Source organism: Actinoplanes sp. NPDC051859 (assembly GCF_044452725.1).
GTDB lineage: Bacteria > Actinomycetota > Actinomycetes > Mycobacteriales > Micromonosporaceae > Actinoplanes.
This window is the reverse complement of the sequence record NZ_JBITBX010000009.1, coordinates 107,897-127,479: the sequence shown is the minus strand read 5'-3', so window position 1 is coordinate 127,479 and position 19,583 is coordinate 107,897. Positions and strand designations below refer to the sequence as shown.

Below are 19,583 nucleotides of genomic sequence, written 5' to 3'. Positions count from 1 at the left end.
CAGCGGGCACCGCGAACACGTACGGCACGGGCGGTTCCGGCACAATGAGGGCCGAGGTGAACCGATCATGGACGGCCTGATCCTGACCGCGGTGCTGCCCCTGGCGGCCTTCGCGCTGCTCACCGCGGGCAACGCCTTCTTCGTGGCCGCCGAGTTCGGGCTGGTCACCGTCGACCGGGTGGAGATCGACCAGCGCGCCGCCGCCGGCGACCGCCGGGCGAACACGGTCCAGCACGCGTTGCACGAGCTTTCCTTCCAGCTCTCCGGCACGCAGCTCGGCATCACGCTGACCGCCCTGCTGACCGGCTACCTGGCCGAGCCGGCGCTGTCCCGGCTGTTCGAACCGGCCATCGAGCCGATCGGCGGTCGGCACACCGAAACCATCACGCACCTGCTCGCGCTGGTGCTGGCCACGCTCGTGTCCATGCTCTTCGGTGAGCTCGTACCCAAAAACGCTGCCCTGGCCCGCCCGATGAAGGTCGCCCTCGCGACCGCGGCCCCGCTGCGCACCTTCTCGAAGCTCTTCAAGTGGCTGATCGGCGCGCTGAACGGCGCCGCCAACTGGTTGGTCCGGCGGCTGGGGATCGAGCCACAGGAGGAGCTCGCCAGCGCCCGCTCGCCCGAGGAGTTGGGCCTGCTCGCCGCGATCAGCGCCCGTGCGGGCGCGCTGCCGGACGAGACCGCGACGCTGCTGCGCCGCACCATCCGGTTCGGCGAGAAACGCGCGGCCAAGGCGATGACCCCGCGCGTCGACGTGGTCGGCCTCAAAACCACCGCGACCGTCGCGGACCTGATCACGGTCGCGCGCGAGACCGGCCACACCCGATTCCCCGTGTACGAGTCCACGCTCGACCTCGTCATGGGAGTCGTCGGCGTCTCGGACGCACTGGGGGTCGCACCCGACCGGCGCGCCGCCACCCCGGTGTCCGCCGTCGCCCGCGAACCGGTCTACGTCCCCGAAAGTCTCGGCTTGGACAAGGTCCTCGCGGCGCTGCGGGCCGCCGACGCCGACCTCGCCATCGTGGTCGACGAGTACGGCGGCACCGACGGCGTCGTCACCGTCGAAGACCTCATCGAAGAACTCGTGGGCGAGATCGCGGACGAACACGACGTGGAAGTGCTCGCCGCCGACGTCACCGGTGCACCCCTGCTGGCGCCCGACGGCGGCCGGGCGTACGTCGTCGACGGGCTGCTGCGCGAGGACGAGCTGGCCGAGCAGACCGGGTTCCGGCTGCCCGAGGGGCCGTACGAGACGTTGGCCGGGTTCCTGCTCGCCGGCCTGGGCCACATCCCGAAAGCCGGCGAATCGCTCGAGGACGAGGGCTGGGAGTTCACCGTGCTGGAGGTGGACCGACATCGCATCGAGCAGGTCCGGGTCGTCGCGCCGCCGGAGCCCACCGATGGCTGAGCTGCTGGTGACGGTGGCGCTGCTGCTCGGCAACGCGTTGTTCGTGGGCGGCGAGTTCGCACTGATCGCGTCGCGGCGTACGGCCCTGGAACCGCTCGCGGAAACCTCGCGGCCAGCCCGCTGGGCGCTGTCCGCCATGAACCAGATCCCGCTCATGATCGCTGGTGCTCAGCTCGGCATCACGATCTGCTCGCTGGGCCTCGGCGCGATCGCCGAGCCCGCCCTCGCCCACCTCCTGGAGGTCCCGTTCGCGGCGGCCGGCGTACCGGAGAAGGCACTGCACCCGATCGCGTTCGTGCTCGCCCTTGGCGTCGTGGTCTTCCTGCACACCGTCGTCGGCGAGATGGTGCCCAAGAACATCACCCTGGCCGGCCCGGAGCGCTCCGCCCTGATCCTCGGCCCCTTCATGCTGGCCTTCTGCACGGCGACCCGGCCGCTGCTGACCGCCATGCGCTGGGCGTCGCGCATGGTCCTCAGCCTGTGGAAGATCGAGGCAACGGACGCTGTCAAGACGGTGTTCACCGCCGAAGAACTGGCCGGCATGGTGACCCAGGCCAGGTCGGAAGGGCTGCTCGGCACCGAACAGTACGAGCGCATCCACGCGGCGCTCGGCCTCAGCGAGCGGACGGCCGCCGACACCCTGCGGCCCTGGGCGGCGGTGACCACCGTGGCGGACGACGCGTCGCCGGCCACAATCGAGGCCGTGGCAACGCGAAGCGGCCGGTCCCGGTTCCCCGTCGTGCAGCGGGAGTCGAGGCGCGTGCTGGGCTTCGTACACGTCAAAGATGTCCTGGGTTATGCCGACGCGCAGCGTCGCCTTCCGATCCCGGCAGAGATCATCCGACCGCTTGCCGTGGTGCCGCCGGACCGCAACCTCGCCGACCTGTTACTCACCATGCGCCGCGACCGGCGGCACATTGTGCTGGTCAGCGACGGTCGCCGCCCGCTCGGCGTGATCGCGCTGGATGACGTGCTGCACGCGGTGATCGGCGAACCGGCTGCCTCGCGGGGCAGTTGACCGGGAAGGCGGGTGGCGGATCGTGCTGCCGATCGCCCGGTGCGGGTACGCCGCCACCGCACGTTCGCAGGCCGCCGACTTCACCGACTGAGCTCTGCTGATGAGCTCCAGGCAGTTCCCGCCCTGGCCCGAGCTCTCGGGTCAGGGCGGTGGGCAGGCCCCGCTCGTGCGTTGGCGGCCCGCGGGATCGGTTGTGGGCCGTTTGGCCGACCGCGGTCGGGGTGCTTTATGCCACTTTTGCGGCGAAGGGGAGGTTGGTCCTGGCGCTTCGGGCATTGTTTCGGACAATAACCGCATGTTCGACACACGCCGGTCCTGGTTCAGCCCGCTCGGCGCGCTCACGGCCACCGCCGTCCTCGGCACCGGCCTGCTGGCCGTCGCCCACTTCGCCCAGCGCAGCGACGCCGCACCCCGGCTCACCCCGGTGGTGACGCCGCGTCCGTCAGCCGGCGTCCTGACCCCCACCGACTTCGGCTTCGCCGCACCCGCTCAGGCTGGCAAGATCGGCGTCGCCGTAGCCCCGCTCACCCTCCGCTACACCTTCGACGGCGGCGTGGCCGAACCCATCACCGACGAGCAGGGCGGCTTCGAGCTGCGTCCCACCGGGCAGAACGGCGGTACCCTCAGCCTCGTACCCCAGGGCACCGGCCTGGCCGTGCAATACCCCGACCGCTGCACCCTGGTCCGCGAACGCGAATGCCCGCGCGCCATCCTCGAAGGCATTCGCGACGACGCCCTCAACCCCGGCACCCGCCCCATGCAGTACGGCGCGTCGATCCTGATGACCCACAGCGACCTCGCTGACGGCGCGAACGTGCTCCAAAAGGGATACTCGGTGGGCGGCATCAGCCAGTTCAAGCTCCAGGTCGACCACCGCCAGGGCCACCCCAGCTGCGTCATCGCCAGCCGCAACCGCATCTACCGTGCGGAGCCGGCGGTCGACGTCGCGGACGGGGTGTGGCACGAGCTGGTGTGCACCCGTACCCAAAACCGGTTGGAGCTTGCCGTCGACGGCGTCCGCCGGGCGTCGGTCCCGGTCCCCGCCAAGCTGTCGATCGCCAATGCGGAACCGCTGCGCGTCGGTGGCAAGGGCGCGAACAAGGGCAACGACCAGTACGCGGGCCAGATCGACAACGTCTTCCTGACCATCAGCTGACGACGAATCGCCCGGCCGCGGTGGCCGGGCGACGTCGGTTCGTGGGGTCAGTCCACCGGGTTGAGCAGGACCCGGCCGAGCTGGGCGGAGCAGCTGCCCCACTTGTTGCTGTTCGTGATCTTCAGAACGTAGGCCCGCTGCGGGTCCAGCCCGGTAAAGGTCTGCGAGCGGGCAGTGCTCCAGGCAGCCGACGAGTACGTGGCCGTCGAGATGACCTTGTTGTCGACGACCCGAACCAACTGAGCCGTGCTGGTGAAGCTCATCTTCGGGTTGCGCTGGTCATCCTGCGTAGCCCCGCCGGTGGGACCGCCGAGGTAACCCTTCCACTGCGGAGCGGTGTAGGTGAAGGTCGCCTTGGTGGGGTCGCTAGCGCGGACCGCCTTGGCCTTGACCACGATGGTGGGAGCGAGCGACTTCTCGACCACGTAACGGGCGGTGCCCTGGCCCTTCGCGTCCCGCGAGGCAACCGTGATGCGGTAGCGCGCGCACTTGTTCGGCGTCGCCACCGCCACCTGGTACTTCCCCGCGGCGGTCAAAGGCTGTGTGGCCGCAACCGAATACTGCCGGGTGGTGGCGCCGTCGCTGACCGTCACCCGGTAGCTCACCGCCCCAGAGACGGGCTTCCACGACACCGCGGTTTCCGCGGCGTTCAGGTTGGACCGCACATTCGCCAGGCCCATCGGCGCACCGGGCACGACCGGCGCTGCCGAGGCCGCTTGCGGAGCCACCAGAGTGCTGGCGGCGAACGCCACACCCAGGACCGCGACCAGACGTGCGAGCTTCATTGTGTTCCTCCATCGCGTTCGGACTGGGGAACTTTGACAGTCGACTCTCAAGCCGAGCGCAAGCCAGACCCAACCTTCCCGCAACACCCGCCGCCACGCTCCGTATATGTAACGCTGAGTAGTTTCTACCTGGCGCAGCGCGAAAAACTGGCAACTGGGTAGCTCGACAGAATCAAGCGCTAACTTAAGGTGACGGCGGGTCCCGGTGTGGCGGGGCGCTGGGCGTCAGCCCTCCGAGCCCGAATCCGGGTCCTGCTCCGAGTCCGGGAACATGTACAGCTCGAAATTCAGCCCCTGTCCGTCCAGCTGCAACTCCGGGCTGCTGCCCGAGAGCCCGGGCGGGCCGACAAAGGTGCCGGTGACGGTGTAGAGGCCCGGGTCAGCGACAAACTGGAAGGCGCCATCGGGGCCGGTAACCATCTCGATCCCCGCCGGTTCCAGTCGAATCGTTGCCCCCTCCACCGGCATCCAGGTAGTCGCGTCAATCGCACGACCCTGGAGGCTCCAGGTGGCAGACACTGTGAAGCTGCCCTGAGTCATCGGGCTGACCCGACCTCGACGGTCGACCGCCACCGCGTACACCAGCCGGTCACCGGTCACATCGCCCGCGTCGACCAGCACCGTAGCCGTACGGTCCGCTGCCGCAAGGACCTCCTTGTCCAAGGTGGTGCTGCCGACGCTGTATCGGAACCGAGTCACCTTGGCGTCACCTTTGGCGTCGAACCGCACGGCAATCTGGCCGCCCGCGGCAACGCCAGCACCGGCCGGGAACCCGATCGCCGGCTTACAAGGCACCTTCGCCCCGGCCGCCGCCGCAGGCGACGCCACCAGGCTCGAACCGGAGGTCACCAGCAGCAGGGACGCCGCCACTCCCACAAACCTGCGACGAGAAAACCCAGTGCGCAAACCCACATTTGATTCGACAGACATTCAAAACCCCCGTGCCATCAGTACGTTTTAGCGCGCACAACCTAGCGGCCACGATGACCCCCGTCAACGCCCATCAATGCCATCCCGAAACGCTGGCCCTCACCCCAAGCGCCCACAACGGGCGACCCCGAGGTTCTGCACCGACGCCGAAGAGGATCACCTCGGCCGTGGAATGCAAGTCCACCAAGCCCTTAGCTCGCTACCTGCAGTCCGGCAGCCGTGCTGCGTAGCCACAATGCAAGCGGAGGCGCGGAGCTGGTAGGTGTGAGCCGGAGTTCCACGAACGCACCATGCCGCACCGTGAGGTCTGGGTGCTCGGCCCCAGAAATAAAGCGAGGATCCCCAGTCCGGCGCTTTCTGCGGACGAGGGATCCCCGGATACGAGCGGGTGCCGGGAATCGAACCCGCACTGTCAGCTTGGCAGGCGCCTTGATAGACGGGAACGACCGGCCATGAACAAGTAGGACTCTTTTTCCGTTAGCCACCAGGACCTCTCAAGGCGGCCGCAGCGTGAAACCGATGTCGCTGATGGCCGTATTCACCTACCGGTCAGGCACGTACCGGGCACGCTGAAGTCGTCGGTCAGAGGGGGTCCTGCTCGAAGTAGCCCGCATCGATTAGTGTATCGATTTGCGCCTGAGCGTCGTTGATGAAGCCGTCGATCTTGATGTCCAGAATGACGGTCCCATCCGGTGTGTAAGCCACCTGGAAGACACGTCGTGCGCCGAGGAAACGGTCAGGATGCTTGCACGTCAAGAAGACGTACTCATCCACCCGAGGCACTCCTGGGTACGGCAGATCGTCATCAAAGGTGAAACGGCGCGTCTTGCCGAGGGGCGGGGTCATCCACGCGGATCCGAAATTTAACTTTCACGCTGCCCAACCATAGATCCGAGCAAGGTGCAGTTCTGTCACCCAATCGGGCGCCCACCCTGGCTTGACACGGAATGCGTGAACGGTGGCATTCCCAGCGCCATCCCGTCGCTTTCGACCCGACTTCTAGGAGTGGACCCGGCCAGTGCCCGCCGCATCGCTTAGACCTTGACCCTAGGCAACCAGGCTGGCGGGGGCCGGCGGGGTGTGCTCGGCTTGCACGGGCCGAGGGTGACGGGGTGCGCAACCCATGCCAGAGCCGGAGCCTCACGCCGGAGGCGCCTTAACCCCAGCCGTCGACGGCCCCGACACTCGCCCTACGGCCTGCTAGCGGCAGTTCGTCCGCGTCGCCCAGGACGTGCCGGTCGGCCGCCCGAATAGACTCCACCCCCGGACTTCGACAGGCCTTCGGGAGGCCCGACCCCTCTCCGCGTTTTCCACGATTGTCGACGGGGAGCGCTTAGGACGCGTCCTGTGGCGTGGCAACTTCAACAAGCGGGTCAAGTGGTCCGAGGCGGTGGCCGCGATCGGCGCGGCGGGGCTGCACTTCCACGATCTGTGGCACACCGGCAACACGCTCGCATCGCGGGCGCCGGGGGCGAGCCTGAGCGATGTCATGGCTCGGATGGGACACGACAGCCCGCGAGCCGCGCCGATTTATCAGCACACGAATCGAGAGGCCGATCATGGCATCGCCGACACCATGGACCAGGCCGTGAAGGCGGCCCTCCGCAAGCCGAGCAAGCGCAAGGCGACGCGGGCTCGCGAGGGTGACGAAACCGCCGCTGAGGCGAGCTAATGGCACATTAATGGCACGGCAGGCAGTTCTAGCCCTGTAGAACGACGGAAGCCCTGGCCGGACCATCGGTCCTGACCAGGGCTCCGGCACTTGGAGCGGGTGACGGGAATCGAACCCGCACTGTCAGCTTGGGAAGCTGATGTTCTGCCATTGAACTACACCCGCGAGCGGCCTCACTGTACCCGATTGTGGGCCATTGTGGCGTAGCCGCCCTGTGTAGACGCCGGCCGGACGTGGCGCGGACCAGCTCCCTCCGCACCTGTCAGCGCCCCGCGTTCGCAGATTGCGGGGTCCGGCCGGCGTCTACGCATTGGTGGTGGCCCGGGAGAGGTCTTGGAAGACGACGCCGGCGGCTCGGAGGGGGCCGGCGTTGTGCGGGGTGCGGTGTCGGGTGGGGGTGGGTGACGGGTGGGTGGTTGGGCCGGTGGGGGGTGTCGGGTCGGACCACGTGAGGGTGATGGGTGGGTGTTGCTGGGTGATCGCCAGGGGGAGGGCGCCGGCGGGGCCGTGGCGGCGGAGCATGGCGGTTTCGATGGAGAGTTCGAAGAGGCGCCAGTCGACGCGGGGTGCGGCGTGGAGGGCGTCGGCGAGGTGCTGGATGACGGTGGAGTTGGTGACGGGGGAGGCGACGCCCGTTACGTAGGCCTCGTCGTCGTTCTCCTCCGGTGGGTAGGAGTGCAGGGCGTAGCGGCCGTCGCGCTCGAGGTCGTGGCGTTTGGGGGAGGCGACGATGAAGCAGTAGAGGCCGTCGTCGGTGATGACCGGGGAGACCGGATGCACGCGAGGGCCGCCGTCGGGGCGCACGGTGGCGAGGTAGCCCATGCCGGGGCCGTACTGCAGCAGGAGCGCACGGATGGCCGCGGAGAGGTGGGGCTCGGCGGCGGCGAATGCGGACCAGGTAGCCATGGCGACAGCATATCGAACATATGTACGAGACGACCACTCAACACGCCAGGAAGTGCAGGTCGGTATGGTGTCCCGATGCTGCTCTCCGACCGTGACCTGGTGGCCGAGATCAAGTCGGGCAACCTAGCGCTCGAGCCCTTCGAGCCGGAGCTGATGCAGCCGTCCAGCGTCGACGTGCGGCTGGACCGGTTCTTCCGGGTGTTCAACAACCACCTCTACACGCACATCGATCCGGCCGAGCAGCAGGACGAACTGACCGCCGAGCTCGAGGTCGGCGACGGCGAAGCGTTCGTGCTGCACCCCGGCGAGTTCGTGTTGGCTTCGACGCTCGAGGTGATCACCCTCGGCGATCAGCTCGCCGGTCGGCTGGAGGGCAAGAGCAGTCTGGGCCGCCTGGGCCTGTTGACGCATTCCACAGCCGGCTTCATCGATCCAGGCTTCTCGGGGCATGTGACCTTGGAGTTGTCCAATGTGGCGAACCTGCCGATCAAGCTGTGGCCGGGCATGAAGATCGGCCAGCTGTGCATCTTCCGCCTGTCCAGCCCGGCGGAGCACCCGTACGGCTCGGCGGTCTACGGCTCTCGTTATCAGGGTCAGCGTGGCCCGACACCGAGCCGCAGTTCGCAGAACTTCCGCACCTGGCCGACGAGCTGAGTCGCCATGTACCTGATGATTTCGACGTATCTCGCCCCGCTCGACGAGGTGGACCGGGCTCGCGACGACCATCTGGCGTTCGTGGCAGAGCTGGAGCAGCGCAGCCTGTGCGTATCGGCGGGCCGGCGGGATCCTGCGGTCGGCGGCATCGTGCTGCTCGCCGTTGACACAGAGGCCAACGCGTTCGCGCTGATGGCCGACGACCCGTACGTGCAGCGCGGCCTCGCCGAGTACACCGCGATGGGCTGGAACCCGACCCGCGGCGCTCTGGCCGGCTTGCGTCCCCCTGCCTGAACGGCCGAGAGCGGGCTCTGACCTGCGCCGTTACCCTGGATTGCATGGTGATCGCGGTGGCAGTCGGAGTCGTCGTCATCGTCGCGCTGTCAGTTGTGGTGGTGGGGCGCCGCAGTAAGGCGCCGTCTGCGCTGCCCGGCGGCCGGGTGCAGAAGGAACGCACCGTGGGCTTCGGAAACCACGGCGGCGAGGCCAGCGGCTTTTAGGCCCGGCTGGAGTGGAACTTGCCGACCTCGCCGACGATCGTGTTGATCAGCAGGGTGTTGAGCAGGGTGCCGGCCGCCGCGCTGAGCCAGAGCATGGCAATGGCGAGCCAGCCGTCGCCGAGCAGTGCCACCGGAGCGAAGATCACCGAGACGGGTGCGGTCAGGCCGATCAGGTAGATGGCCTCGGTGGTCGGTTCGTGCTCACCTGTGGCGAGGTTGGCGCCGAGCAGGATGACCGCCGTGATGGCGACGGCGAAGAGGTAGCCCCGGGTGATCCAGTTGCCGAAGAAGAATCGGGTCATGGAGACCATCCTTCTCAGCTGGGCAGGCCGGCTCCTGAGTAGCGCTACCTAGCCGGCACCGGGCGCACTGCTCAAATCCGCGCCGGTGAGCAAGCCGCGGATGCCGAGCCCGGCCGCAACCGAGGGTGGGCACTCGTCCACGATCACCGCGGCTCCCACCACCGTTGCGCCGAGCGTGTTGAGCACTGTGTGCAGGCCGCGGGTCTGGGCGCCGGTGACCGCCCAGTCGTCGACGATGAGGACGCGGTCGTCCGTACGGATCAAGTGGGAGCGCACGCCGAGATGCTGGCTGTCGCCGCGGTGATCGGCCGGAACCGAAGCCCAGGTCATCGGTTCGGCGATGGGTCGCCGGGCACCGGCGCGGTACGCCTCCACGAAGCCCACGCCGAGCGCCCGGGCGACGAGCGGGCCGAGGAGGAATCCGGTGACCTCGGGTGAGACCACGACGGTGGGCCGGGCGTCGGGAAACAGGGCTGCCAGGCCCGCGCCCAGACCGTCCAGAATGTCTGGGTGGCGCCACCAGCCGGAGCGGTCGCTGACCAGGAGGCCACTGCCGGGCTCGGGCTCCGTCCAGCGGAACTCGGCGCGAAGAAGATCACGCAGGTCGGATGTCACGCGGACATGGTGTCACCGCGGTGCGCGGGGTAGCCCACCGAGTGGACAGAACGCGGTCAGACTAGGGGCCAACTTGATGCATCGGCCGCTTCGGATCAGGCATGCTGTTCGGCGTACCCATGCCTAAATTGCCGTCGGGCCGACGCCCGCTCACTCCCGGATCCCGCGCCGGTCTCGGCGCGGCCCTCGTGCTGCTCGTCGCCGTGTCGGGGTTGGAGCTGGCGAACGGCACCGAGGCGCATTTCGTCGGACTGTTCGCGGCCGTGCCGTTCCTCGCCGCGGTCTTCGCCTATTGGCGGGCGGTGCTGGCGGTGGGCGGCCTCGCCACCGTCGCCGGGCTGGTCTTCGCGACCGCGGATGGCACGTTCGGCTCGATCGGCATGATCAATGTGCTGGGTCTGCTGCTCGCCACCGGCATCGCCGCGACCGTGGCGACGATCCGGCAGCGGCAGGCCACCCGGATCGCCGAGCTGCTGAAGCTTGCCGCTGTCGCCCAGCAGGCCGTGCTGCGACCGCTGGGTCCGCAGGTCGGCGCGCTTGCGGTCGCCGGTCGCTACATCTCGGCGTCGGCCGCCGCGGACATCGGTGGAGATCTCTACGAAGCGCTCGACACACCGTACGGCGTGCGCGTCCTCATCGGTGACGTACGGGGCAAGGGCCTCGACGCGGTGCGGCTCGCCAGCATCGTGCTCGGCTCGTACCGGCATGTGGCTTATGAACGGGCGGATCTGCGGGCGATTGTCACCGACCTGGACCGGGCGGTGGCCCGGAGCGTGGGCGACGAAGACTTCGTGACGGCGGCGCTGGTCGAGGAGCGCGGCGGCACTCTGACCATTGTGAACTGTGGGCATCCGGCGCCGCTGCTGCTGCGCCGTGGGCGGGTCATCCCGCTCGAGCCTCCGGCGCCTGCCCCGCCGCTGGGCTTCATGCCGGTCGCCCAGCCCCGAGTGGAGCGGCTGGAGCCGGGCGACCGGCTGTTGCTGTTCACTGACGGCCTGGGGGAGGCCCGCCGGGACGGCGAGTTCTTCCCTACGGCCGATCGGGCTTGGCGACTTCTGGGGCACGGTACGGTCGGCGACGGCCTGGCCTCGTTGGAGACGGCCCTCGTCGACTGGGTGCACGGGCAGTTGGACGACGACATCGCCTTGGTGCTGCTCGAGTACGCCGGTGCCGACGGTGGCCCGGCCGTGCCGATGCCCAGCTGGGAAGTCGGCGCGGCGGGGAGCTAAGCGGTCTCCTCGACGCGTTCCTTCGTTGCCTCGGTGGTGTCCGCGTCGGCCTCGGGCGACGGGCCTGGGATCACGGCGACTGCTGCGCGCGCGGCGATCGTCTCGGGCTGCCTGTGCCGGCCGATGTAGTGACGTGGCTGGTCGGCCTGGCGCGGCTCGGGAATAAGGCTCTTGATCGTGGCGAACATAAAGACCTCCCCGGGTCTGTGTACGTCCTGCGCGTACACCCGGAGCAACGATGCGGCGCGATCGTCGATACGTGTCCCGGCGTGGCGACTGGTCAAATGTCCGAACGGCTGTGTGTCGGCCTACCCGATCGGCGGGGTTTGACCGCCAAGTTGACGGACAACTCGCTGGCTGGCTCATCCCGGGCCGCCTTTACCCGATTGATCAGATGCGACTTGTCGGGGGCTACCGATGGGTAATACAGTGGTGGTTACTGACGGGTAACTCGGGTGTCGGAGAGCGGGGCCAGACTTCATGACTCACTACAAGAGCAATCTGCGCGATCTGGAGTTCAACCTCTTCGAGGTCTTCGGGGCGCAGCAGTCGTTCGGCCAGGCGCCGTTCGACGGTATCGACGCGGACACCGCCCGTGACGTGCTCGCAGAGGTGAACCGGCTCGCTCGCGAGGACCTCGCGGCCAGCTACACCGACGCGGACCGCAACCCGCCGAAGTTCGACCCGGCGACGCACACCGCGCCGCTGCCCGAGTCGTTCAAGAAGTCGTACGCCGCGTTCATGGCCTCCGAGTTCTGGCGCCTCGACCTGCCCGAGCACCTCGGCGGCACCTTCGCCCCGCGGACGCTCTGGTGGGCCATCGCCGAGCAGATCCTCGGCGCCAACGCCCCCATCTGGATGTACTCCTCCGGCCCCTCCTTCGCCCACGTGGTCGAGGTCGAGGGCACCGAGGAGCAGAAGAAGTGGGCGAAGCTCTTCGTCGACAAGCAGTGGGGCTCGACGATGGTGCTGACCGAGCCCGACGCGGGCTCCGACGTCGGCGCCGGCCGGGCCCGGGCCATCCCGCAGGCGGACGGCTCCTGGCACATCGAGGGCGTCAAGCGCTTCATCACCTCGGGTGAGCACGACCTCACCGACAACATCATCCACTACGTGCTCGCCCGCCCCGTGGGCGTCGAGGGCGTCGGCGGACCGGGCACCAAGGGCCTGTCGCTGTTCATCGTGCCGAAGTTCCACTTCGACCCGGAGACCGGCGAGCTGGGCGAGCGCAACGGCGTCTACGCCACGAACATCGAGCACAAGATGGGCCTCAAGGTCTCGAACACGTGCGAGATCACGATGGGCGAGCACGGCACCCCGGCCAAGGGCTGGCTGCTCGGCGAGGTGCACGAGGGCATCCGCCAGATGTTCATGATCATTGAGTACGCCCGCATGATGGTCGGCACGAAGGCGATCGCCACCCTCTCCACGGGTTACCTCAACGCGCTTGAGTACGCGAAGAACCGCGTCCAGGGTGCCGACCTGACCGAGAGCTCCAACAAGGCGGCTCCCCGGGTCACGATCACCCACCACCCGGACGTACGCCGCTCGCTGATGCTGCAGAAGTCGTACGCCGAGGGTCTGCGCTCGCTGGTGATCTACACCGCCAGCTGGCAGGACAAGGTCGCCATCGCGCAGGCGGCCGGCGACGAGAAGGCGGCCAAGGCGGCGGCCCGCGTCAACGACTTCCTGCTCCCGCTGGTCAAGGGCGTGGGCTCGGAGCGGGCGTACGAACTGCTCGGCCACGAGTCGCTGCAGACCTTCGGCGGCTCCGGCTTCCTGCAGGACTACCCGCTCGAGCAGTACGTCCGCGACGCCAAGATCGACACCCTGTACGAGGGCACCACCGCGATCCAGAGCCTCGACCTGATCTTCCGCAAGATCGTCAAGGACAACGGCCGGGCGCTCGCCACGGTTGCCGGCGAGATGCAGGAGTTCATCGAGAGCGAGGCCGGCAACGGCCAGCTCAAGGAGGAGCGGCTCGCCCTCGGCAAGGCGCTCGGCGAGCTCCAGACCATCCTCGGCGTGCAGATGGGCTGGCTGCAGGCGGTCCAGGGCGGCGAGACCCGCGAGCTGTACAAGGTCGGCCTGACCTCCCGCCGGGTGCTGCTGGCCCTCGGCGACGTGATCGTCTCCTGGCTGCTGCTCAAGGGCGCCGAGGTGGCGGTCGCCAAGCTCGGCACCGAGCTGAACGCGGCCGACAAGGCGTTCTACGAGGGCAAGGTGGCCTCGGCCCGGTTCTTCACCCGCGAGGTGCTGCCCCGGATCGGCTCCGACCGCCGGATCATCGAGAACACCACGCTCGACCTGATGGACCTCCCGGAAGAGGCCTTCTGAGCTTCGCTCTTCTCCTGAAGACGAAAAACCCGGCGGATGGGAACCCCCGCCGGGTTTTTCGTGTGCCCTAACCGCGGGCGGTGTGAGTGGTCACCAACGGCATCGACCCCGGCTCGGTGGCCGACCAAGACCCCTCCACCCGGTGTACGGCGATGCCCGACGTCGCGAGCCCTTCCCGGATCGTCGCGCCGGTGCCTGCCGACAGCAGTAGCGACACATCGGACATAGTCGGATTGTGGCCCACGACCAGCACGGTCCCCACCGAGTCCGGCACCGCCCGCAGCAGGTCGATCACCTCGGTGCGCCCGGCGTCGTAGAGCCCGTCCACGAAGCGCACCTCCGGCGCGGCCGGCGCGGCGGCTGCCGTGCGAGTGGTCTGGGCTGGCTCCTCGTTGGTCGGCGGTCCCTCGCTCTCCCGCGCGGCCTGCTCGGCCAGCGCCACGTCCTCCCGCAGCGACATTTCGTCCCGGCCCAGCGCGGCCTCCTCCCGGGTCAGTGCGGTGGCGACGGCGTGCCAGGTCTGTCGGGTGCGAGTCGCGGACGAACACAGGACCAGGCCCGGGAGCAGCCCCTGCAGGGCCAGCCACGATCCCGCCGCGGACGCGTCCCGTCGGCCCCGGTCGGTCAGCCGTCGCTCGACGTCGAGCAGTTCGCCGGGGGTCTCGGCCTTGGCGTGGCGGAGCAAGATCAGCGTGCGTGCGGTCATGGGAAGAGCATGACTGATTGATTCGCGGCCCGGGTGGGTAGACACACGCATCGACGAATTGCCGCGGCTCGAAGCGGCAGCAGCGAGCCAGGGAGGTCCACGATGGGCATCGGCGGAAGCATCTTTCTCCTGGCGCTGGGGGCGATCCTCGCGTTTGCCGTCAACGCCGAGATCAGCGGTCTCGACATCAACGTGGTCGGCTACGTCCTGATGTTGGCCGGTCTCGTGGGCCTCATCATCACGGTCTGGTTCTGGAACAGCCGCCGCCGGCCCACCACTGTGGTCGAGCGCCCGGTCGTCCGGGAGGAACCGGTCTACCGCGACGGCCACGTGGTCGAGGAGTACCGGCAGACCACCCGCAACCAGCCCCCGCCGCCCGGCTACGGCGCCTGAGCCACCCGGCCTGGGCTGCGTACCCCCCGCGTCGCGCCTTCCTCGCCGCTTTCCGCAGAGCTGCGAGCCGCGGGCGTCACCGACCTCGGTGGCGCCCGTCAGGCATACAGGGCGAAGTAGATGGCAATGTGGTGGCAGATGGCCGCGACCAGAGTGCAGGCGTGGAAGAACTCGTGGTGGCCGAAGACGGTCGGCCACGGGTTCGGTCGCCGCAGCGCATAGAAGACCGCGCCCGCGCTGTAGATCAGGCCGCCGGTGGCGAGCAGAACCAGGTCGGCCACTCCGCCGTTGTGGGCGATATCGGGCAGGATCGCGACCGCACCCCAGCCGAGGGCCAGATAGAGCGGCGCACCTACCCAGCGGGGCAGATGCGGCCAGATGCTCTTGAGGGCGACGCCACCGAGGGCGCCGGCCCAGATCAGGCTGAGCATCACCGTGGCCTTGTCGCTGTGCAGCAACAGAATGCAGAACGGTGTGTACGTACCCGCGATGAAGATGAAGATCATCGAGTGGTCCATCCGCCGCATGATCTGGTAGCCGCGCTCGGTCCAGATCCGGCGGTGGTACAGCGCGCTGATGCCGAACAGCCCACACACGGTGAGGCTATAGATCAGGCAGCTCAGGAATGGTGCCAGGCCCGGGCGCGAGGCGGCGATCGAGCAGAGCACGACGCCGCAGACCAGCGCGACGTAGAACGCGTACTGGTGTAACCGACCGCGCATCCGCGGCTTGCCGAGATCGGCCGGCTTCATCCGGAACGGGGTCGAGGTCGTCACGCGATCCAGGTTACGGCACCGTAGGTTACTAGCAAGTAATTCGATGGTCGCCGACTCGCGAACGCGGGGTGTTCCGGCCGCTTTGTCGGCGGCGGGCCTTGTGGCGAACCCGCCGCCGTCCCAGGTCAGGCGTCCAGACCGCGCAGGATCAAGGGCAGTCGGTCCGGGCCGCTCGGATCCAACACGATGGGCACGCCCCAATCCTGCCGAGTGAGATGGCAGGCCGCGTGCTCGACGTCGACATCGCAGGTCGCGGCCTGTGCCACGACCTGCAAAATCCCCTGGGGTACGGCCGGATTGAGCACCAGCCGCCGGCTGAGATCGGTGCCGGTGCCGGCGCCTTCGACCAACAACTCCGCCGGGGCCGCCGACACGACCAGGCGGGTGGACGGCCCGTACGTGGTGTCGAGCTTCTGGCCCGGCGCCGGTGTGAACACGATCTCCAGTGTCACCTCGCCCGGTGCCAGCGGCGACGCCGGCCGCTCGGTGCGGTGCCGCTCGCCCGCGACAGACTGCACCGCACCCGGCGAAAGTCGGACCAGCCGGTGCGCCGCAGACTCGACCACGAGCACGTCGCCGGAGCGGGTCACCAGCACATCACTCGGCTCGGCCAGACCGGAATCGACAGTGGACACCTCATCGCTCGCCGGGTCGTAGCGCCGGACCGCGCCGTTGTACGTGTCCGCGACCAGCACCGAACCATCGGGCAGTGCCGCAACACCGAGAGGGTGCTGCAACAGCGCGGTCTCGCCGACACCATCGACATGGCCGAAATCGAACAGGCCCTGCCCGACCGCCGTGTGCAGCTCGCCATTGGAGATCCAGCGCAGCGCGGATGTCTCGCTGTCGGCGATCCACAGCTTGCCCCCGTACGCGGAAAGGCCAGAAGGTTGCGCCATCCACACATCCGGAATCGGGCCGTCACGCAACGACTCGACTGTCGTGCCGGCGTAGACGCCCGTGCTGCCTTCGGCCGGGTCGAACCACCAGAGTTGGTGGATACCGGCCATCGCGATGATGACCCGGCCGTCGTACCAGGCGACGTCCCACGGCGAGGACAAAGCGATGCCGTCGTCCTCGGCGGACCGCCAGGGGCTGCCGGTGCCGACGAGCGTACGCACCACGCCGGACTCCAAGTCAACGCCGCGGAGCAGGTGATTGACGGTGTCCGCGACGACCACGGTCTGCTCATCGGGCAGCAGGCAGAGGCCCTGCGGTTCCGAAAAACTCGCTTGGTCGGCCGGCCCGTCGGCACGCCCGCGCGCACCGGACCCGATCCGACGAACGAGCACAGTGCCGTCCGGTGTCAGCTCGGCCAGCGAATGCCGCGCCGAATCGGACACCAGGAGGTTGCCGTTGGGCAGCTCAATGGCCTTGCCCGGGAACCGCAGCAGCGTGTCGTCCGCGGGCGGCGCCACGTACGGGCCGTCGCCGCGGCGCAACGTGCCCTTGGCCTCGTGCGTGACGATGAGCTCGTCGACCAGCCGGGCCAACCCCTCGGCGTGCCCCTCACCGGCCATCGACGCGACCACGTAACCCTCGGGGTCGATGACGCTCAGGGTCGGCCAGGCCTTCGCGGCGTACTGCTGCCACATCACCATGTCGGCGTCGTCCAGGACGGGGTGGTGCACGCCGTACCGCTCGACGGCCGCGGCCAGCGCAACCGGGTCACGCTCGTGCTCGAACTTCGGCGAATGCACCCCGATGATCACGAGCGCGTCACCGTACTTCTCCTCGAGCGGCCGCAGCTCGTCCAGCACGTGCAGGCAGTTGATGCAGCAGAAGGTCCAGAAGTCCAGGACACAGATCCGGCCCCGGAGGTCGGCCAGCGTCAGCTCCTTGCCGCCGGTGTTCAACCAGGCTCGGCCCCGCAGCTCGGGAGCCCGTACGCGCGCAGTCATGATCCCATCGTGCCTGACCGGACCCGCCCGCCCCGGCGGCGGGTCAGCGTTGCTTGAGGCAGAGCACCTTCGTCTTGTTGTCCGTCAGGACGTAGGGCTGGGCCGGATCGGTGCACTTCTCCTTCTTGTCCACCACCGCCGTCACCTCGAACGCCCCGGCGTCACCGCACTTGGCGGTCACCGCGGTCTTGCCGTCCTGCTTGACGCAATCGCCGACGCCTACCGAGAAGCCGCTGTCCGAACCACGGGCGATCAGCCAGGTGATACCGAACGTCAGGCCGACCAGCAGACCCGCGCCGAGAATCACACCCAACAACACCGGCAGCATCCGTACGTGCGGAGTCTCGGGCTTAGCCACCTCGGTGGCTACCTGCTCGGGCTGGAAGGAGTTGAACTGGTCCGACGTGCCGCCGTCCGGGCTGGCGGTGGCCGGCCAGCTCGCCGTCGACTCGTTGTCCGGCGGCGCGACCGTGGCCCGGCTGGCCGCATTCGGCCGTTCCCCGAACGGTTGGGTGCTGTCCGGCCGTTCCCCGAACGGCTGCGTGCTGTCGGGGCGTTCGCCAAAGGTCTGCATGCTGTCCGGCCGCCCACCGAAAGCCTGCGTGCTGTCGGGCCGGCTACCCAACGGCTGCGCGTTGCCTGCCCCGGTTTGCGGCCGCTCGCCGAACGTTTGCGTGGCGTCGTTGCTGGGCCGAGCGAACGGCGAGGTGGAACCCGGGTACTGCCCCTGCCCACGACCCGACACGTCGGTGGTGTGCTCGCTGTAGTCCGCCGGCATGTTCCGTGTCACCGGGCTGCCAGTGCCCGAATCACCGGGTTGTCCCGGCCGACCCCGACCGGCGATGTCCGTCGTGAACTCACTGAACGCTGCCGCAGCAGCCCCACCCCGTGCGGACGAACCGGGCGCAACCGATCCCGACGCGCCGGCGCCGCCGGGTCCCGAAACGGGCGCTCCAGAAGCCGGCGATGCCGCTCCGAATGCGCTCGGAGCAGCGCCGTGCGTGCCGGAGGCGGGCGAGCTAGGGCCTGAGCCGTAGGTGCCGCCGGAGGCTAGGGAACTCGGTGCCGAGCCGTAGGTGCCGGAGGCCGGAGAGCTGGGGGCCGAGCCGTAGGTGCTGGAGGCCGGGGAGCTGGGGGCCGAGCCGTAGGTGCCGCCGGAGGCGGGCGAGCTAGGAGCTGAGCCGTAGGTGCTGGAGGCTGGGGAGGCCGGGGCCGAGCCGTAGGAGCCGCTGGCCGAGCCGAAGGTGCCGGGAGTTGAGGCGGCCGAGCCGAGGGCCTCGGGGGCAGAGGCGGCTGATCCGAACGAGCCCGGGGCGGGTGAGGCCGGGACCGTTGACGCCGATCCGTAGGTGCCGGGAGTGGACGGTCCTTGGGCCGGGGACGACGGATCCGCCGAGGTCGAGCCGGGCGGGAACGGTGGGGCCGGCGGTGCTACCCGGGCGCTGGCCGAGGCGCGTCCCGCAGTGCGGCCGGACTCGTCGCCTTCTGCCGCTGGAGCCCCACGGAATGACGGGCTGCCTGCTGGCGACTCACCGTCCGGCGAACCTGCTGACGGGCTGCTGAAGGGCGAGCTGCCGAAGGATGGGCTGCTGGAAGTCGGAGTGCCCGAAGTGGGGCTGCCGGCCGGCGGGGTGCCGTAGGCGCCCGGCTGGTGTGCAGGTCGCTGGAAGCGATCCTGAACGGGGTCGCTCGATCCCTCGGCCCCGGGCGTTGTGCCGCTGGAAGTGGGCCGCGCGCCAAACGGATTCTCGGGGAGCGCCGCCTCGGACCGTGCTCCGAGGCCGCCCGAGCTGGGGGCTGCGTTGAAGCTGTCCGAGCTAGGGGCCGCGCCGAAGCCGGCCGCGCTGGAACCGCCCGAGCTGGGGGCCGTGCCGAAGCCGGCCGCGCTGGAACCGCCCGAGCTGGGGGCCGTGCCGAAGTCACTTGCAGAGGGGGCCGAGCTGGAACCGCCCGCGTTGCTGGTGGCGTCGAAGCCGCCGTATGCGGAGCCGAAGCTTGAGCCGCCTGAGCTGGGCGTAGTTGATCCGCTGGGGCTTGGCGAGATGGGTGTGCTGCCGTAGGTCCCGGCGTGGGCATCCTGCTCGGGAGCCTCGGTGGCTTGATCGGCTGTGGCTGCCGGCCGGCCGTAGACGCGGGCTTGCGGGGCCGGAGTTGAAGGCGGAATCTCGTCCGGCTTCACCGGCTCCACCCGGCTGGCAACGGGCACCGACGCACTCGCGGACACGGGACGGGCCGAACCCTTCGCGGGTGTGCCCGACTCCGAGCCGGCCGCGGAGTGTTCTGCCGGGTCACGCG

At 69.0% G+C, this 19,583-nt stretch carries 23 protein-coding genes and 1 tRNA gene; 12 read left to right on the top strand and 12 right to left on the bottom strand.

All coding sequences use genetic code 11. From position 1 onward, the window contains the following. Window positions 1-67: 67 nt before the first annotated feature. From ACIA1L_RS23000 to ACIA1L_RS22990, 3 genes are all read left to right on the top strand, one after another. Window positions 68-1,408, top strand: a complete 1,341-nt coding sequence (locus ACIA1L_RS23000) for a hemolysin family protein (protein WP_396074923.1) — start codon at window positions 68-70, stop codon at window positions 1,406-1,408. Further along, window positions 1,401-2,426: a hemolysin family protein gene (locus tag ACIA1L_RS22995; protein ID WP_396074922.1), complete on the top strand. Its 1,026-nt coding sequence runs from the start codon at window positions 1,401-1,403 to the stop codon at window positions 2,424-2,426. The genes ACIA1L_RS23000 and ACIA1L_RS22995 overlap by 8 nt, the downstream gene beginning before the upstream one ends. A gap of 295 nt (window positions 2,427-2,721) precedes the next feature. Further along, window positions 2,722-3,582 (top strand): LamG-like jellyroll fold domain-containing protein, encoded by an 861-nt coding sequence (locus ACIA1L_RS22990; RefSeq protein ID WP_396074921.1) that lies wholly within the window; start codon window positions 2,722-2,724, stop codon window positions 3,580-3,582. A gap of 47 nt (window positions 3,583-3,629) precedes the next feature. On the opposite strand, the gene ACIA1L_RS22985 is transcribed toward ACIA1L_RS22990, so the two are convergent. The 3 genes from ACIA1L_RS22985 to ACIA1L_RS22975 form a co-directional block, all read right to left on the bottom strand. Next, window positions 3,630-4,367 carry a hypothetical protein gene (locus ACIA1L_RS22985; protein WP_396074920.1) on the bottom strand — a complete coding sequence of 246 codons (738 nt, stop codon included), beginning with the start codon at window positions 4,365-4,367 and terminating at the stop codon, window positions 3,630-3,632. Window positions 4,368-4,592: 225 nt separating this feature from the next. Then, on the bottom strand, window positions 4,593-5,237 hold the full coding sequence (locus ACIA1L_RS22980; protein WP_396074919.1) for a hypothetical protein: 645 nt from the start codon (window positions 5,235-5,237) through the stop codon (window positions 4,593-4,595). A 642-nt stretch (window positions 5,238-5,879) separates the two neighbouring features. Beyond that, on the bottom strand, window positions 5,880-6,143 hold the full coding sequence (locus tag ACIA1L_RS22975; RefSeq protein ID WP_396074918.1) for a hypothetical protein: 264 nt from the start codon (window positions 6,141-6,143) through the stop codon (window positions 5,880-5,882). A gap of 544 nt (window positions 6,144-6,687) precedes the next feature. Between ACIA1L_RS22975 and ACIA1L_RS22970 the strand changes: the two genes are divergently transcribed. Next, window positions 6,688-6,969 (top strand): integrase, encoded by a 282-nt coding sequence (locus ACIA1L_RS22970; RefSeq protein ID WP_396074917.1) that lies wholly within the window; start codon window positions 6,688-6,690, stop codon window positions 6,967-6,969. 91 nt (window positions 6,970-7,060) lie between these two features. On the opposite strand, the gene ACIA1L_RS22965 is transcribed toward ACIA1L_RS22970, so the two are convergent. Beyond that, window positions 7,061-7,134: transfer RNA gene (locus tag ACIA1L_RS22965), tRNA-Gly, on the bottom strand. 138 nt (window positions 7,135-7,272) lie between these two features. Beyond that, window positions 7,273-7,875 (bottom strand): pyridoxamine 5'-phosphate oxidase family protein, encoded by a 603-nt coding sequence (locus ACIA1L_RS22960; RefSeq protein WP_396074916.1) that lies wholly within the window; start codon window positions 7,873-7,875, stop codon window positions 7,273-7,275. A gap of 75 nt (window positions 7,876-7,950) precedes the next feature. Here ACIA1L_RS22960 and dcd point away from each other — a divergent pair, with 75 nt between their 5' ends. From dcd to ACIA1L_RS22945, 3 genes are read left to right on the top strand one after another with little or no spacing between them, the layout of a single operon-like run. After that, a complete protein-coding gene (gene dcd, locus ACIA1L_RS22955; RefSeq protein ID WP_396074915.1) occupies window positions 7,951-8,529 on the top strand; it encodes a dCTP deaminase in 579 nt (192 codons plus the stop codon). Between the two features lie 6 nt (window positions 8,530-8,535). Beyond that, the gene (locus ACIA1L_RS22950; protein WP_396074914.1) at window positions 8,536-8,823 is read left to right on the top strand and encodes a YciI family protein; all 288 of its coding nucleotides are present in this window, start codon (window positions 8,536-8,538) and stop codon (window positions 8,821-8,823) included. A gap of 44 nt (window positions 8,824-8,867) precedes the next feature. After that, the gene (locus ACIA1L_RS22945; RefSeq protein ID WP_396074913.1) at window positions 8,868-9,029 is read left to right on the top strand and encodes a hypothetical protein; all 162 of its coding nucleotides are present in this window, start codon (window positions 8,868-8,870) and stop codon (window positions 9,027-9,029) included. Here ACIA1L_RS22945 and ACIA1L_RS22940 read toward each other — a convergent pair. Together ACIA1L_RS22940 and ACIA1L_RS22935 are read right to left on the bottom strand one after the other, a co-directional pair. Then, the gene (locus ACIA1L_RS22940; RefSeq protein ID WP_396074912.1) at window positions 9,026-9,331 is read right to left on the bottom strand and encodes an SCO4225 family membrane protein; all 306 of its coding nucleotides are present in this window, start codon (window positions 9,329-9,331) and stop codon (window positions 9,026-9,028) included. The genes ACIA1L_RS22945 and ACIA1L_RS22940 overlap by 4 nt on opposite strands. Window positions 9,332-9,379: 48 nt before the next feature. Then, the gene (locus ACIA1L_RS22935) at window positions 9,380-9,946 is read right to left on the bottom strand and encodes a phosphoribosyltransferase family protein (RefSeq protein ID WP_396074911.1); all 567 of its coding nucleotides are present in this window, start codon (window positions 9,944-9,946) and stop codon (window positions 9,380-9,382) included. A gap of 101 nt (window positions 9,947-10,047) precedes the next feature. On the opposite strand from ACIA1L_RS22935, the gene ACIA1L_RS22930 reads away from it, so the two are divergent. Beyond that, entirely contained in the window at window positions 10,048-11,175 is a 1,128-nt protein-coding gene (locus ACIA1L_RS22930) for a PP2C family protein-serine/threonine phosphatase (protein ID WP_396074910.1), read from the top strand. Here the strand turns inward: ACIA1L_RS22930 and ACIA1L_RS22925 are convergent. Next, complete coding sequence (locus ACIA1L_RS22925) at window positions 11,172-11,363, bottom strand: hypothetical protein (protein WP_396074909.1); 192 nt, start codon at window positions 11,361-11,363, stop codon at window positions 11,172-11,174. The two genes, ACIA1L_RS22930 and ACIA1L_RS22925, sit on opposite strands and share 4 nt — an antisense overlap. A 292-nt stretch (window positions 11,364-11,655) precedes the next feature. On the opposite strand from ACIA1L_RS22925, the gene ACIA1L_RS22920 reads away from it, so the two are divergent. Then, window positions 11,656-13,512: an acyl-CoA dehydrogenase gene (locus ACIA1L_RS22920; RefSeq protein ID WP_396074908.1), complete on the top strand. Its 1,857-nt coding sequence runs from the start codon at window positions 11,656-11,658 to the stop codon at window positions 13,510-13,512. Between the two features lie 67 nt (window positions 13,513-13,579). Here ACIA1L_RS22920 and ACIA1L_RS22915 read toward each other — a convergent pair whose 3' ends face one another. Then, a complete protein-coding gene (locus tag ACIA1L_RS22915; RefSeq protein WP_396074907.1) occupies window positions 13,580-14,218 on the bottom strand; it encodes a SixA phosphatase family protein in 639 nt (212 codons plus the stop codon). A 102-nt stretch (window positions 14,219-14,320) separates the two neighbouring features. Between ACIA1L_RS22915 and ACIA1L_RS22910 the strand changes: the two genes are divergently transcribed. Beyond that, window positions 14,321-14,611: a DUF6458 family protein gene (locus tag ACIA1L_RS22910; protein ID WP_396074906.1), complete on the top strand. Its 291-nt coding sequence runs from the start codon at window positions 14,321-14,323 to the stop codon at window positions 14,609-14,611. Between the two features lie 98 nt (window positions 14,612-14,709). On the opposite strand, the gene ACIA1L_RS22905 is transcribed toward ACIA1L_RS22910, so the two are convergent. The 3 genes from ACIA1L_RS22905 to ACIA1L_RS22895 all read right to left on the bottom strand — a co-directional run bounded on the left by ACIA1L_RS22905 (window position 14,710) and on the right by ACIA1L_RS22895 (window position 18,066). Then, window positions 14,710-15,387, bottom strand: coding sequence for a hemolysin III family protein (locus tag ACIA1L_RS22905; protein ID WP_396074905.1), 678 nt, complete (start codon window positions 15,385-15,387; stop codon window positions 14,710-14,712). Between the two features lie 125 nt (window positions 15,388-15,512). After that, window positions 15,513-17,291 carry an NHL domain-containing thioredoxin family protein gene (locus ACIA1L_RS22900; protein ID WP_396075115.1) on the bottom strand — a complete coding sequence of 593 codons (1,779 nt, stop codon included), beginning with the start codon at window positions 17,289-17,291 and terminating at the stop codon, window positions 15,513-15,515. 40 nt (window positions 17,292-17,331) lie between these two features. Beyond that, window positions 17,332-18,066 (bottom strand): hypothetical protein, encoded by a 735-nt coding sequence (locus tag ACIA1L_RS22895; RefSeq protein ID WP_396074904.1) that lies wholly within the window; start codon window positions 18,064-18,066, stop codon window positions 17,332-17,334. 580 nt (window positions 18,067-18,646) lie between these two features. Between ACIA1L_RS22895 and ACIA1L_RS22890 the strand changes: the two genes are divergently transcribed. Beyond that, the gene (locus tag ACIA1L_RS22890; RefSeq protein ID WP_396074903.1) at window positions 18,647-18,928 is read left to right on the top strand and encodes a hypothetical protein; all 282 of its coding nucleotides are present in this window, start codon (window positions 18,647-18,649) and stop codon (window positions 18,926-18,928) included. A gap of 162 nt (window positions 18,929-19,090) precedes the next feature. Continuing rightward, window positions 19,091-19,348 carry a hypothetical protein gene (locus ACIA1L_RS22885; protein WP_396074902.1) on the top strand — a complete coding sequence of 86 codons (258 nt, stop codon included), beginning with the start codon at window positions 19,091-19,093 and terminating at the stop codon, window positions 19,346-19,348. Window positions 19,349-19,583: the final 235 nt, after the last annotated feature.